The organism is Bhargavaea ginsengi (assembly GCF_900109165.1).
GTDB classification, from domain to species: Bacteria; Bacillota; Bacilli; order Bacillales_A; family Planococcaceae; genus Bhargavaea; species Bhargavaea ginsengi.
Genome location: NZ_FNZF01000001.1, coordinates 438,583 through 451,044, shown reverse-complemented (window position 1 = coordinate 451,044; position 12,462 = coordinate 438,583). Strand labels below are relative to the sequence as shown.

The 12,462-nt window shown below is 54.2% G+C and carries 12 protein-coding genes; 7 read left to right on the top strand and 5 right to left on the bottom strand.

Annotated elements, in window-relative coordinates:
* Window positions 1-79 precede the first annotated feature (79 nt).
* Window positions 80-976: an SDR family oxidoreductase gene (locus tag BMX91_RS02150; RefSeq protein ID WP_092049390.1), complete on the bottom strand. Its 897-nt coding sequence runs from the start codon at window positions 974-976 to the stop codon at window positions 80-82.
* A 29-nt stretch (window positions 977-1,005) separates the two neighbouring features.
* The gene (locus BMX91_RS02145; RefSeq protein WP_092049388.1) at window positions 1,006-1,392 is read right to left on the bottom strand and encodes a UPF0158 family protein; all 387 of its coding nucleotides are present in this window, start codon (window positions 1,390-1,392) and stop codon (window positions 1,006-1,008) included.
* Between the two features lie 149 nt (window positions 1,393-1,541).
* On the opposite strand from BMX91_RS02145, the gene BMX91_RS02140 reads away from it, so the two are divergent.
* Window positions 1,542-2,648: an SEC-C domain-containing protein gene (locus BMX91_RS02140; RefSeq protein ID WP_177168229.1), complete on the top strand. Its 1,107-nt coding sequence runs from the start codon at window positions 1,542-1,544 to the stop codon at window positions 2,646-2,648.
* Between the two features lie 61 nt (window positions 2,649-2,709).
* Here BMX91_RS02140 and BMX91_RS02135 read toward each other — a convergent pair whose 3' ends face one another.
* The gene (locus BMX91_RS02135) at window positions 2,710-4,119 is read right to left on the bottom strand and encodes a DASS family sodium-coupled anion symporter (protein ID WP_245744208.1); all 1,410 of its coding nucleotides are present in this window, start codon (window positions 4,117-4,119) and stop codon (window positions 2,710-2,712) included.
* Between BMX91_RS02135 and BMX91_RS15870 the strand changes: the two genes are divergently transcribed.
* On the top strand, window positions 4,119-4,313 hold the full coding sequence (locus tag BMX91_RS15870; protein ID WP_245744206.1) for a hypothetical protein: 195 nt from the start codon (window positions 4,119-4,121) through the stop codon (window positions 4,311-4,313). The two genes, BMX91_RS02135 and BMX91_RS15870, sit on opposite strands and share 1 nt — an antisense overlap.
* Before the next feature lie 45 nt (window positions 4,314-4,358).
* A complete protein-coding gene (locus BMX91_RS02130) occupies window positions 4,359-4,643 on the top strand; it encodes an AbrB/MazE/SpoVT family DNA-binding domain-containing protein (RefSeq protein WP_092049384.1) in 285 nt (94 codons plus the stop codon).
* A 70-nt stretch (window positions 4,644-4,713) separates the two neighbouring features.
* Here BMX91_RS02130 and BMX91_RS02125 read toward each other — a convergent pair whose 3' ends face one another.
* Both BMX91_RS02125 and BMX91_RS02120 read right to left on the bottom strand, forming a co-directional pair.
* Window positions 4,714-5,505: a TIGR00266 family protein gene (locus BMX91_RS02125; RefSeq protein ID WP_092049383.1), complete on the bottom strand. Its 792-nt coding sequence runs from the start codon at window positions 5,503-5,505 to the stop codon at window positions 4,714-4,716.
* A gap of 69 nt (window positions 5,506-5,574) precedes the next feature.
* Window positions 5,575-6,468, bottom strand: coding sequence for a TetR/AcrR family transcriptional regulator (locus tag BMX91_RS02120; protein ID WP_177168228.1), 894 nt, complete (start codon window positions 6,466-6,468; stop codon window positions 5,575-5,577).
* Window positions 6,469-6,673: 205 nt separating this feature from the next.
* Here BMX91_RS02120 and BMX91_RS02115 point away from each other — a divergent pair, with 205 nt between their 5' ends.
* The 4 genes from BMX91_RS02115 to BMX91_RS02100 all read left to right on the top strand — a co-directional run bounded on the left by BMX91_RS02115 (window position 6,674) and on the right by BMX91_RS02100 (window position 12,268).
* On the top strand, window positions 6,674-8,215 hold the full coding sequence (locus tag BMX91_RS02115) for a DHA2 family efflux MFS transporter permease subunit (RefSeq protein WP_245744204.1): 1,542 nt from the start codon (window positions 6,674-6,676) through the stop codon (window positions 8,213-8,215).
* A 177-nt stretch (window positions 8,216-8,392) separates the two neighbouring features.
* A complete protein-coding gene (locus tag BMX91_RS02110) occupies window positions 8,393-9,871 on the top strand; it encodes an aldehyde dehydrogenase family protein (protein ID WP_092049379.1) in 1,479 nt (492 codons plus the stop codon).
* 21 nt (window positions 9,872-9,892) lie between these two features.
* Entirely contained in the window at window positions 9,893-11,059 is a 1,167-nt protein-coding gene (locus BMX91_RS02105) for a saccharopine dehydrogenase family protein (RefSeq protein WP_092049376.1), read from the top strand.
* A gap of 15 nt (window positions 11,060-11,074) precedes the next feature.
* Window positions 11,075-12,268, top strand: coding sequence for an acyl-CoA dehydrogenase family protein (locus BMX91_RS02100; protein WP_092049374.1), 1,194 nt, complete (start codon window positions 11,075-11,077; stop codon window positions 12,266-12,268).
* The last annotated feature ends 194 nt before the right edge of the window (window positions 12,269-12,462 follow it).

Below are 12,462 nucleotides of genomic sequence, written 5' to 3'. Positions count from 1 at the left end.
ATATCACCGGAAGGAGGGCAGGACAGCGGAAAAAGAAAATCCGGAAAGCAGAAAAACGCTTCCCGGAAAATATACAGTGTCAGCTTGTGCTGAAATCGCCGCCGTCGATGTGGATGGTCTGTCCGGTCATGTAACTGCCGTCCTTGGATGCAAGCAGGACATAGGCCGGTGCAAGCTCTGCCGGCTGTCCGCGACGCTTCATCGGGGTTGTGGAACCATGCTCTTCAACTTTGCCGGCATCGAAAGTCGCGGGAATCAGAGGTGTCCAGATCGGGCCCGGTGCGACTGCGTTCACACGGATGCCCTTTCCGGCGATGTTTTGCGCAAACGATCGCGTAAATGCAGTGATGGCACCCTTAGTGGCGGAGTAGTCCAGCAATGCCGGTGAACCGTTATAAGCCGTTACCGAGGATGTGTTGATAATGCTGTCGCCTTCTTTAAGATAGGCCATCGATTCACGGGTCAGATAAAACAGTCCGAAAAAGTTCGTCTCGAACGTCTTCTTCAGCTGGTCAGCGGTGATCGCTTCGATATCTTTCTGAGGATACTGTACGCCCGCGTTGTTGACAAGAATGTTCAATCCGCCGAGCTCATCCGCAACTTTCTTTAAGAGTTTCCTGCAATTTTCTTCGCTGCTGATATCTGTTTTGATCTTCATCGCGCGTCCGCCGTATTTCTCGATGTCCCGGACAGTCTGATCTGCATCCGAGTCCTCGGCATCGTCGAGGTAAGCGATGGCGACATCTGCGCCTTCCTTTGCATAGGCGACAGCCACCGCACGACCAATTCCCGAATCACCGCCTGTGACGAGGGCGACTTTGCCCTCGAGCTTTCCGGAGCCCTTATATTCGGGGTCATCATAGATCGGTTCAGGTTTCATCTCTGTTTCAACGCCTGGCTGGCTCTGCTGTGATTGGGGCGGGACTTGCTGATCCGCCTTTTCGTATTCTTTTCCGTTGCTCTGGTTTTCCGTCATGCTGATCGCCTCCTTGATTGATTGCGTATTCAGATACCGTCCATGTCGAAACGGACGCCGTTCCGGCTGCACCATTCATTAAGGAGCTTCTGGCGGGAGAGCTCCCTGTGATTTTTCCACTCATGCAGAAGCCCTTCGTTTTTTAGGATGTCCTCGAATTCTTCTGCCGGCCGGTTATAGGCGAAGATTTCGCCGATTTTTTCCTGAAGTCCGGGGTGGTCCTGCATCGTATGTGTGAAAGCCACCCGCATCTGCTGTTCGGCCGTGTCATCAAAACGGGGAAGCTCGATATAACGCGGCAGGTCATAGTCGGCCTCGTGCTGGATGACCTGACCTGTTTCCCGGTCGTACCAGGAAGGCTTTTCATCATGGGCCGCTTCATACAGGTCGCGGTATGCAATCCGATTGTGCTCCATCCGCCGATCCCTTCCTTTCCTGACTTCTCCATTCGTATACCCTGCTGCTGAGAGGAGATAAACGCAGGGCCCCAATGGGTACAAAGAAGTAGGGAAGGATGGTACAATGGGGAGATGGAACATGCAGACAATGAAAAGGAATGATGACTGTGGTCAGACGTAACGATCCGTGCCCGTGCGGCAGCGGAAAAAAATATAAGAAATGCCATGGCCGTTCGGAAAACGGCACACATATTCTTGCCGAAGAAGAACTCAAGCGGATCATGGCGGATTACATCAGCGGCACGCCGGCTGCAGGCCCTGACCGCACCGAGCTGTCACTGCTTGTGAAAACATGGATGTCCAGGCTCGGCGGACTCATGAAATCAGGGGCAATCGAAGGTGCAGCGTATGAACATTACGCATTCAACATCCGCCGCGACCTTTGGCAACGCCACTTGGCAACCTCTGCTTCCGGTTCCCGTGATGAAGTGAAGCGGGTACTTGCGGCGTGGAATGAGCCATTCATCATGTTCGCGGAACTGACCGGCAAAGAAGACGGCTATATCCTGCTCGAGGATGTATTCGGGGATGGAAAATGGGCGATGAAGGAAAACGACCGCGTCGCCTCCCCTGAAGGGACCCTCCTGTTTGGCACGGTGCTGGCAGACCCGCGCGAGAGGGAAGATGCCATACAGCCTGTATCCACTCTTTATTCGGTTCCTGTGCCAAATTCGTCTGTCAAGGACCGGATCAGCGAATTTGCTGCAACTGCAGGGGAAACGGCGGATGAAGCGTTTCTTGAGTCCCATCTGCTGGAGATTTTCGCCATTCTGCATACCCCTATGGAAGATGCAGAACTGCAGTCTGACAAGATGAGCGACGGAGAATCCAAAAAGGCGATGGAGGAAGAGGTTGCCGTCGCAGATGCTCCGGCAGCAATAGATTCTGTAAAAAGCACTGAAGTGGAGGCGATTGAGGATCTGACGGACGGGCAGCGCGGAGCTGTTGACATGCTGACGTCGGAACTGCAGTCTGACGATCTGGATCGGAGTGGCACTGAGAGCCTGCGGAATGCAATGATCCGCTACTTCCGGGAGGAGAATCCGATCGTCCGGAAACCGGGCGGCATCGTGGCCGGCCTCTATCTTGCTGCGCAGGAAGCAGAAATTCTTACGGGCGAGACCTTTACCGCGAAGGAAGCCGCCAAGCGCTTTGGTGTATCGGAAGGCACCGCACAGAAATATGCAACTGTCTTCTCCGACCGGCTGAAATAATTGATATACAGAAAAACGGGCTTGTCTCCAATGGACAAGCCCGTTTATTTTGGCTTCCGGATTAAAGCAGCCCTACCCATTTCCAGTAAGTGGCACTGAACAGCAGAATCAGCAGATAGCCCACGACCGTGAGAGGGATACCGGCCTTGATAAAGTCTTTGACTGTAAATGCACCTGTACCGTAGGCGAGCATGCTCTGCGGCGCGTTGACCGGAAGCAGAAAGCCGAACGAGATGACGAACTGCTGGATCAGAACGAACCCGACACTGTTTTCGCCAAGCGCAAGCGTCGAAGTCAGTGCGATAAAAATCGGGATCAGTGCTGACGCAAGGCTGGTGGCACTTGCGAATCCGAGATGGATGAAGATGTTGAATAGCGAGACGAGCGCAATCGTTGCCAGGAGCGGCATCGAATCAAGTCCCAATGAGCCGAACACTGTGTTTGAAAGCCACGAAGCACCGCCAGTGTTCAGCAGAATCGTGCCAAGTGTGATTCCGACGGCAAAGACGATGATTGTTCCCCACGGAATCAGCTTTTCGGCGCTTTTCCAATCGAACACACCGATTTTTGGAAGAAGCATAACAGAGACAGCGAGCAGCGTTACGCTTGTCGTATCGAGCGGGTGCAGTTTTTCTTCCGTCGACCAAAGAATAAGGAGAATGATGGAAAGGACGATCAGGCGTATCTCAACCGGTTTCAGCGGACCAAGTTCTGCGAGCTGATCCTGGACCACCTGCTTGCCGCCCTCTATATTGTCTGTCTCTGGTTTGATCAGGCGGATCATGATGAAATAAAGCACAATCGACATGATGATTGAGAACGGAGCAGCATAGAGGAACCATGAACTCCAGGCGATCGTTTCTCCAAGCTCATCCTCGATGAATCCGATGGCGACCATGTTCTGGGCTGCTCCTGTTTTGAGCCCGATGTTCCAGATCGATACAGCATTAACTGCGGTCAGCACTAGAAGGGCGGCAAGGCGGCTGTTGTTCTTTAGACCGAATGCCGCGACCATTCCCAGTAGGATCGGCACGACAGCTCCGGCACGCGCTGTCGCGCTTGGCACGAAAAAGGCAAGGATAATCGATACGATGATGGCGCCCATGACGATGGCGTTTGTCTTTGTGCCGACCCTTGACAGGATCCAGAGCGCCAGGCGCTTGTGCAGATTCGTCGCCTGCATTGCTGCGGCAATGAACAGCGCACCGGCAACGAGGGCGACCGCACTGTTGGAAAATCCGGCCAGCGCAAGCTTCAGGGCTTCTTTCGTTCCGAGCAATTCACCGGTCCCTTCGGGGTCCGGTGAGAACCCGAGCAGCAGGGTGATCAGCCCGATAATCATCGCAGCACTGACCGGATAGGTGACCGCCTCTGTCATCCAGACAATAACAGCAAATGCCAGAATGGCGAGCGCGCGATGTCCCATGACAGACAGCCCTTCGGGTGTAGGCAACAGGAGGACGATAATCAATGCGGCAAAAGCCAACAGTAGAAAAAGTGCTTTTCGGCTTTGTTTTTTCTTGGACGAATGATCTTCAGCGGGTTGTGGATGCTGATCCAGGTTGCTTTCTGCCATTTGGTCCGCCTTTCCGCCCGGAATACGGGCATCTTTTTCCACAATATACCCGACTGCTGCCGGTGGTAACCGGCATGAAAATTGTTTGAAATCAGGGTAAGTCTGTTATAATAGGGTCCCCACCAAGGAAGAAGATGGATGAAAGGGTGTACGGCAACACGATGGCATCAGATTACATCAAGAGGAAAGTCACGAAGATCGGGAATAGCCATGGGGTGACACTGCCCTCTAAAGTAATGGAACATCTTAAACTGGGACCGGGTGACGAAGTGCGATTTCGAATTGGCAACGACGGCCGAGTCGCACTGGACAAGCATGAAAACACATCAGGCCCAGAAGACAGGAGTGACGGGTTCCGTCAGCTGATGGACAACTATGAAGCGTCTTTCCGCATCATGAAGAATCGTCAGAACCCATAAACAGCACTTCGAACAACAAAACCGGCCTTCCGTTAACGGAAGGCCGGTTTTGTTGTTTATTGCGTTGCTGTTACTTCCCGCCGAGCAGGTCGAACAGTCCGCCGGCGACGCTTCCTTCGCCTTTGGTCTCACCCGGTGTGTACGGAGCCGCTGCAAAGACGCGACTTGCGAGGCGCGAAAACGGGAGGGACTGTATCCACACTTTGCCGGGTCCACGCAATGTCGCGAAAAACAGTCCTTCGCCTCCGAACAGGGCCGTCTTGATGCCTTTTACGGTTTCGATGTTGTAGTCGACATCCTGTGTCATCGCCACGAGGCAGCCGGTGTCGACCCGGAGGACTTCTCCTGGTGCCAGCGTCTTTTCGTGAATGGTCCCGCCGGCATGGATAAATGCCATGCCGTCACCTTCAAGTTTCTGCATAATGAAGCCTTCGCCCCCGAAAAATCCGGTGCCGAGCCGGCGCTGGAATTCAATGCCGACGGAAACTCCTTTTGCAGCTGCAAGAAATGCGTCTTTCTGGCATATGATTTTGCCGCCTTCCTGACTCAGGTCAACCGGGATGATCTTGCCCGGATATGGAGAGGCGAATGAGACATGTTTTTTCCCTGTGCCGGTATTCGTGAAAGTTGTCATGAACAGGCTCTCACCCGTTAGCATCCGCTTGCCGGCCCCTTTCAGCTTGCCGAACAGGCCTCCGCCTCCGCCCGAACCGTCGCCGAAGATCGTCTCCATCTGGATACCGTCTTCCATCATCATGAGGCTCCCCGCTTCCGCGACGACCGTCTCTGACGGATCCAATTCGACTTCCACGAATTGCATGTCGTCTCCGTGAAGGACAAAATCGATTTCATGGTTGTTCATTTGTTTAACCCCGCTTCTTGTTTTGTTAATGAAAGATACGGGATGGGCCGGACAAAGGTTTCAACTTCTTCAATCTTCTTTTCCGGGTTTTCCATCTGCAGTCCCGAGCAGCTGCCAGACCGCGGACATGACAGTCCGTACTTCAGGTTCCAGTGGAGTCCCATCAAACAGCTTCCGGAACGGACCGGCGATTGTTCTGACAAGAGAAGTCCTCGGGCGTTCCGCTTCCAGTTCAGCGGACAGAAAATCAGCATACTCCCGTCCTGCTTCCCTGTCTGCAGGCGACAGATAAGCCGCAAGCCTTCTGATTTCTCTGGCTGTTTGTGAGGCAGAGGGGAGGGGAGGTGCTCCTGCCCGCTCATTGAACTGGTCCGCTTCAAGAAGATGTTCGCGGTGCTCCGCCATATCGCGCAGCAGGGCTTCAGTTCGCCGGATAACAAAGCGGATGCGCTTCGTCAGCTCGTCGGACGACGTGACGTCAGGGGCAAACTGCAGGTACTGGCCGAGCATCCCGAAGTGCATGAGAGCCGCATCGGCTGAATATGGTTCTGCCCATTCACCAAATACCTCTGTCAGGCGCCGTTCAAGCCAGGCCAGCTCGGCAAGATGGACGGTTTTCATAAACTTCCGAAGTTCGGCATCGCCCGAATGAAGAATCGCCTCATATAGTCGGATGAGCTGCTGCTCCCGGTTCATCCGAAGCCGGACAAGCAGCTGATCGATCAGCAGTTCCGGTCCATCACGTCTGTCCGCGGCAAGTTCATCTCTGAGAATCGTCGAGGTCTCCCTCGATTCCTCAATGATTGAAATCAGGCATTCATTTTTGGAGCTGAAGTAATTATAGAATGTTCCTTTCGAAATGCCGGCCTCATCCAAAATATTCTGGATGGATGTATCAGCAAATCCATTGTCGAGGAAAAGCCTTCTGGCTGCATCGAGCACGTGCCGTTTGCGTTCGTTCAAACTCAGTCACCTTTCTGTATTTCAACATTTGAAAACGTTTTTATACCGATAGTATAAACCTTATTATAGTTGATTCCATGCAGTTGCTCAAACTTTTATGGCCGGAAGAGATTTATATGTTGAAATGATTGAACCACCGGTATAAAATAGTTTGCATGCGATTTTATTCGGCTCACGGAACAATAAGGTCGCTTTGAACGGAGGAATGAAATTGAATCAGCAGGAACTTCACGCCAAACCCCCGTATGCAATGATTGCAGTCCTCTTTTTCGGGGCGTTTGTTGCGTTTTTGAACAATACTCTATTGAACGTGGCATTGCCGGTCATCATGGTGGAATTCCAGGTGAATCCCGCACAGGTGCAGTGGCTGACGACAGGCTATATGCTTGTAAACGGAATTCTTATCCCGGCGAGTGCATTCTTTATCCAGCGGTTCACGAACCGGAACCTCTTCCTGACTGCGATGACATTGTTCACGATCGGTACGCTGGCCGCAGCGCTTGCACCATCGTTTATCATGCTGGTCATCGCCCGGATGATTCAGGCATCCGGATCCGCAATGATGATGCCGCTCTTGATGAACGTCATGCTCGTCGCTTTCCCGGTGGAAAAGCGGGGGACTGCGATGGGTTACCTGGGCCTCGTCATGATAACGGCGCCGGCGATCGGGCCAACGCTCTCCGGCTGGATCGTCCAGCAATACTCATGGCGGGTGCTGTTCTGGATGGTGCTGCCGTTTGCGGTGCTCGTGATTCTGATCGCGTTCTTCAAGCTCCGGAACATCATGGAAACTAGGGATGTCCGGCTTGATGTCCTGTCGATCATCCTTTCGAGCCTCGGGTTCGGCGGACTGCTCTATGGGTTCAGCATGGCCGGCGACAAAGGCTGGATGGACCCGCAGGTCTACGTGACGATCATAATCGGTGCCATTGCCCTGACCGCCTTTATCCGCAGGCAGCTGAGCATGCCGGTGCCGATGCTGGAATTCCGGATCTATAAACACCCGATGTTCACGTTGTCTACAATCATCATGGTCGTACTCTCGATTGCGATGTTCTCGGGAATGCTGCTGACGCCGATCTATGTGCAGAATGTACGGGGGATTTCACCATTCCACTCAGGGCTTCTCATGCTTCCGGGTGCGATCATCATGGGTATCATGTCGCCGATCACCGGACGGCTGTTCGACAAATACGGACCGCGTACACTTGCGATTTCCGGACTCCTGATCACGACTGTCACGACGTTCATGCTGAGCCGTCTGGAACTGGATTCCGGCTACTTCTATATCATGGCCGTGTACACGATTCGGATGCTGGGCCTATCGATGGTGAACATGCCGATCATGACGAACGGGCTGAACCAGCTGCCGATGCAGATGAACCCTCACGGAACTGCGATGAATAATACGCTTCAACAGGTAGCGGGAGCAATCGGTTCGGCATTCCTCATGACGGTCATGAACAAGCGGACAGAAGCGGAAACCGCATCTTTGATCGGTGAAGCGGCCGGGCTTCCCGACGCAGAAGCCACGGCGGTAAAAGCGCAAATTGCCCAGGAAGCTTTGCTCCACGGCATCAACTTTGCATACTTTGTGTGTACAGTGTTCGTTTTCATCGCACTGATCCTGACATTCTTCGTAAAGCGGGTTATTCCGCCGAAGGAAAAGACGGAGGCTATGAAGGCGGCAGGCGGGAATCCGGTCAAAGCCGGCAAGACCGGTGCTCATACTCCGCAGACGGATTGAATAAGATGTATCCGCAGGCAAATCAGCCTGCGGGTTTTTTATTTTCATGGACAGGCAGTGCAACTGATTGTGCCGCAGTACAAAGAGTTTACTCATTCAGGAAGGAATCCGGCCGAAGTTGTCGAAAAAGGACAATGAAAGCGGTTTCAATAAAGAACGGAGAAAGGGGAGTTGGGCATGAAGCTGAACAACTACATCAACGGATCCTGGCAGGAAGGCGGCGGGGCCGAATACACGGCGGTCGTGAATCCTGCAAACGGGGAGACGCTATGCGAGGTAAAGCTTTCCGGCAAATCTGATGTGGATGAGGCGGTAAAGGCCGCAAAGAAGGCACAAAAGGAATGGGCACTCGTTCCCGCGCCGAAACGGGCGGATTATCTATATGAAATCGGCTGGCTCATGAAAGAGCGGAAAGAGCATCTCGCGCAAGTGCTCACCAAAGAGATGGGCAAGGTGATCGAGGAGGGGCGCGGCGAGGTACAGGAAGGGATCGACATGGCGTTCTATATGGCCGGAGAGGGACGCCGGCTGTTCGGTGAGACGGTTCCTTCAGAGCTGCAGGACAAGTTCGCTATGAGTGTACGGGCCCCGATCGGTGTTGTCGGTCTGATCACTCCGTGGAATTTCCCGGTCGCCATCGCGACGTGGAAATCGTTCCCGGCAATGGTCGCTGGCAACACATTTATCTGGAAGCCGGCAACCGAGACACCGATGATGGCCTATGAAATGGCGAAGATTTTTGATGAGGTCGGATTGCCGCCGGGAGTCGCCAACGTCGTCTTCGGAAGCGGAGGAGAGGTCGGCACGGCGATGATCGAGCATCCGGATGTCCGTGTCATCTCGTTTACAGGGTCGACGGAAACCGGCCGCAGTGTCGCAGAACTGGGTGGCCGGCACCTAAAGAAAGTATCGCTTGAGATGGGCGGAAAAAACGCGGTCATCGTCATGGATGATGCCGATCTTGATCTTGCCGTCGAAGGCATCTTGTGGAGCGCGTTCGGGACGGCCGGACAGCGATGCACCGCCTGCAGCCGGGTCATCGTGCACAGCTCGGTGAAGGAAGAGCTTGAACAGCGGCTGCTCGAGCAGATGAAGGGCCTGACAATCGGTGACGGAATTGATGAATCCGTGAAGGTCGGCCCGGTCATCAATGCTTCTGCCCTTGAGAAGATCCATGGTTATGTGGAAGTCGGCAAACAAGAGGGAGCCAAACTGCTGGCCGGCGGCCGGGTTCTTGAAGACGGGAGCCTGAAAGACGGCTATTACTATGAGCCGACGCTCTTCACTGATGTGAAGTGGGACAGCCGGATCGCCCAGGAAGAGATTTTCGGCCCGGTCATTTCCCTGATCGCCGTGGACAGCCTGGATGAAGCGATCGAAGTGAACAACAGTGTCACCTACGGTCTTTCGAGCTCAATCTTCACCCGTGACATCAACCAGGCATTCCGCGCACAGCGGGACTTGGATACAGGTATTGTCTATGTGAATGCAGGCACGACCGGAGCAGAGATCCATCTGCCGTTCGGCGGAACGAAAGGGACAGGCAACGGCCACCGCGACTCCGGTGTCGCAGCACTCGACGTCTTCACCGAATGGAAGAGCATTTACGTGGACTACAGCGGCAGGCTGCAGCGGGCACAGATCGATACAGAATAAGCAGCGAAAGGGGAGGACAGTATGAAAGTCGTCGTACTCGGAGCGGGATTGATGGGGAAGGAAGCAGCGCGGGATCTGGTGAAAAGCGAAGGGGTCGAAAAGGTCTGGCTGGCGGACCTGAATGTGCGACAGGCGGAGGATTTCGCAGAAAAGCTGATGTCGGACAAGCTGGACGTCCTCAGGCTGGATGCATCGGATGATGTCCAGCTGAAGGAAGTCATGTCGCTCGGCGATGTAGTCATCAATGCACTGTTCTACACATTCAACGAAAAAGTCGCCCGTACCGCAGTCGAGGCAGGCGTGCACTGTGTCGATCTCGGCGGCCACATCGGCGGCGCGACCGATGCCGTACTCGGCCTATCAGAAGCGGCGCTTAAAAAGGGCGTCACGATCATTCCCGACCTTGGAGTTGCTCCGGGGATGATCAATATTCTGTCGGGATATGGAGCAGGGAAGCTTGACCGGGCAGAATCGGTCCGTCTTTATGTCGGAGGAATTCCCGTCGAACCGGAACCTCCGCTCAACTACAATCTCGTCTTTTCACTGGAAGGCGTATTCGATCATTACACGGACCCTTCGCTCGTCATCCGCGATGGCGAGGTCCGGGAGGTGCCTTCCCTGAGCGAGATCGAGACGATCACCTTTGATGGCTACGGGGAACTTGAAGCATTCCATACGTCCGGAGGCACATCCACCTTGTCGAAGTCATTCCCTGACCTGGACACGCTTGAGTACAAAACAATCCGGTATAAAGGGCATGCGGAGAAATTCCAGCTTCTTGTCGACCTGGGCCTTCTGGCGCGTGATTCCGAGGTGGCGGTTGGCGGTCAGCATGTGAAAGTCCGCGACGTCATGAGAGAACATCTGACGCCTAAGCTGAGGCTTGGAGACAAAAAAGATGCGGTGCTGCTGCGGGTCATCGTCGAAGGGAAAAAGAACGGCGACGCGGTTAGCTACGAGTATGACCTGATCACCGAGAAGGACGCGGAAACAAACGTGACCGCTATGGCCCGCGCCACAGCAAACACGATCTCCGTCGTTGCCCAGATGATCGGAAACGGGACCATTTCAGAACGGGGGGTCCATCCGCCTGAGCTGATTGTTCCCGGTGATACCTATATCCGCGAAATGAAAAAGCGGGGCGTGGAAATCATTGAGACGTCATCAGAAACGGCAGCCACGGTCTAGGGAGGAGACGGAACAATGGATTTCCGGTTCACTGATGAGCAGGAGATGCTGCGGAAAACTGCTCGCAAGTTCACGGATGATGAAATCATGCCGAACATCGCCAAGTGGGATTCAGAGGGCGGGTTTGATCCGGCGATATGGAAGCGCCTTGCCGAGCTAGGATTTATGGGTGTCTGCATCCCGGAAAAATACGGAGGCAGCGGGATGGACTACAATTCCCTAGCGATCTTGTGCGAGGAATTGGAGCGCGGCGACACGGCATTCCGTACCGCCGTATCGGTCCACACCGGTCTGAATTCAATGTCGCTTCTGCAATGGGGGAACGAGGAGCAAAAACAGAAATACCTCGTCCCGCAGGCGAAGGGAGAGAAAATCGGCGCGTTCGGGCTGACCGAACCCGGCGCCGGGTCAGACGTAGCGGCGATGTCGACTACCGCCGTGCGTGACGGCGGCCACTACGTGCTGAACGGTCAGAAGACATGGATTTCTCTTTGTGACCAGGCAGACCATTTCCTCGTCTTTGCTTATACAGACAAGTCGAAAAGACACCACGGCATCACCGCATTCATCGTCGAGCGCACGATGCCCGGATTTTCTTCAAAAGCGATCAAGAATAAATATGGCATCCGCGCCGGGAACACAGGCGAATTATTCTTTGAGAACGTCCGGGTGCCGGCGGAGAACCGTCTCGGCGAAGAAGGCGAAGGCTTCAAAATCGCGATGGCCTCACTCGATAACGGGCGCTTCACTGTCGCAGCGGGAGCGGTCGGGCTGATCCAGGCCTGCCTCGAAGCAAGCGTGAAATACTGCCATGAACGGGAAACCTTTGGCAAGCCGATCGGAAAGCATCAGTTGGTCCAGCAGATGATCGCCAACATGGAGGCCGGATACCAGATGAGCCGGCTGCTTGTATACAGGGCGGGCGAACTGAAAAACAGCGGCGTCCGGAACACCCGAGAAACGTCACTTGCCAAATGGCAGGCGTGCGACTTCGCCAACAAAGCGGCGGACGACGCCTTCCAGATCCACGGTGCTTACGGCTACTCTGATGACTACCCGGTCGCCCGGTTCCTGCGAAACTCCAAAGCGCCCGTCATCTACGAAGGCACCCGGGAAATCCATACGATCATGCAGGCAGATTACGTGCTCGGATACAGGCAAGACAAACCGCTTAACAACATGCTTCCCGCATGGGATTCTGCTGAATAACGTATTAAGCCCCGCCCAAGCCGGCGGGGCTTTGCTTGTGCGAGCGGCACAGACGCACATAATTGTTCAGAAATGTTGGAGTGCGTCGTACGTTCGTTTGGGACTGTCCAATAAGTAATTAAATTCTTGTATCTATGGCAAACAGCAGTGGCGTCGGGAGACTCCTGCGGGAATAGCGTTAGCCGAAGACCCCG

What these genes read in the sequence shown, in the direction of transcription:
- BMX91_RS02150 (WP_092049390.1), bottom strand. Translation starts at nt 976, where the DNA reads ATGACGGAAAACCAGAGCAACGGAAAAGAATACGAAAAGGCGGATCAG.
- BMX91_RS02145 (WP_092049388.1), bottom strand. Translation starts at nt 1,392, where the DNA reads ATGGAGCACAATCGGATTGCATACCGCGACCTGTATGAAGCGGCCCAT.
- BMX91_RS15870 (WP_245744206.1), top strand. Translation starts at nt 4,119, where the DNA reads ATGCGGCAAAAGCCAACAGTAGAAAAAGTGCTTTTCGGCTTTGTTTTT.
- BMX91_RS02130 (WP_092049384.1), top strand. Translation starts at nt 4,359, where the DNA reads ATGGATGAAAGGGTGTACGGCAACACGATGGCATCAGATTACATCAAG.
- BMX91_RS02125 (WP_092049383.1), bottom strand. Translation starts at nt 5,505, where the DNA reads ATGAACAACCATGAAATCGATTTTGTCCTTCACGGAGACGACATGCAA.
- BMX91_RS02115 (WP_245744204.1), top strand. Translation starts at nt 6,674, where the DNA reads ATGAAATTGAATCAGCAGGAACTTCACGCCAAACCCCCGTATGCAATG.
- BMX91_RS02110 (WP_092049379.1), top strand. Translation starts at nt 8,393, where the DNA reads ATGAAGCTGAACAACTACATCAACGGATCCTGGCAGGAAGGCGGCGGG.
- BMX91_RS02105 (WP_092049376.1), top strand. Translation starts at nt 9,893, where the DNA reads ATGAAAGTCGTCGTACTCGGAGCGGGATTGATGGGGAAGGAAGCAGCG.
- BMX91_RS02100 (WP_092049374.1), top strand. Translation starts at nt 11,075, where the DNA reads ATGGATTTCCGGTTCACTGATGAGCAGGAGATGCTGCGGAAAACTGCT.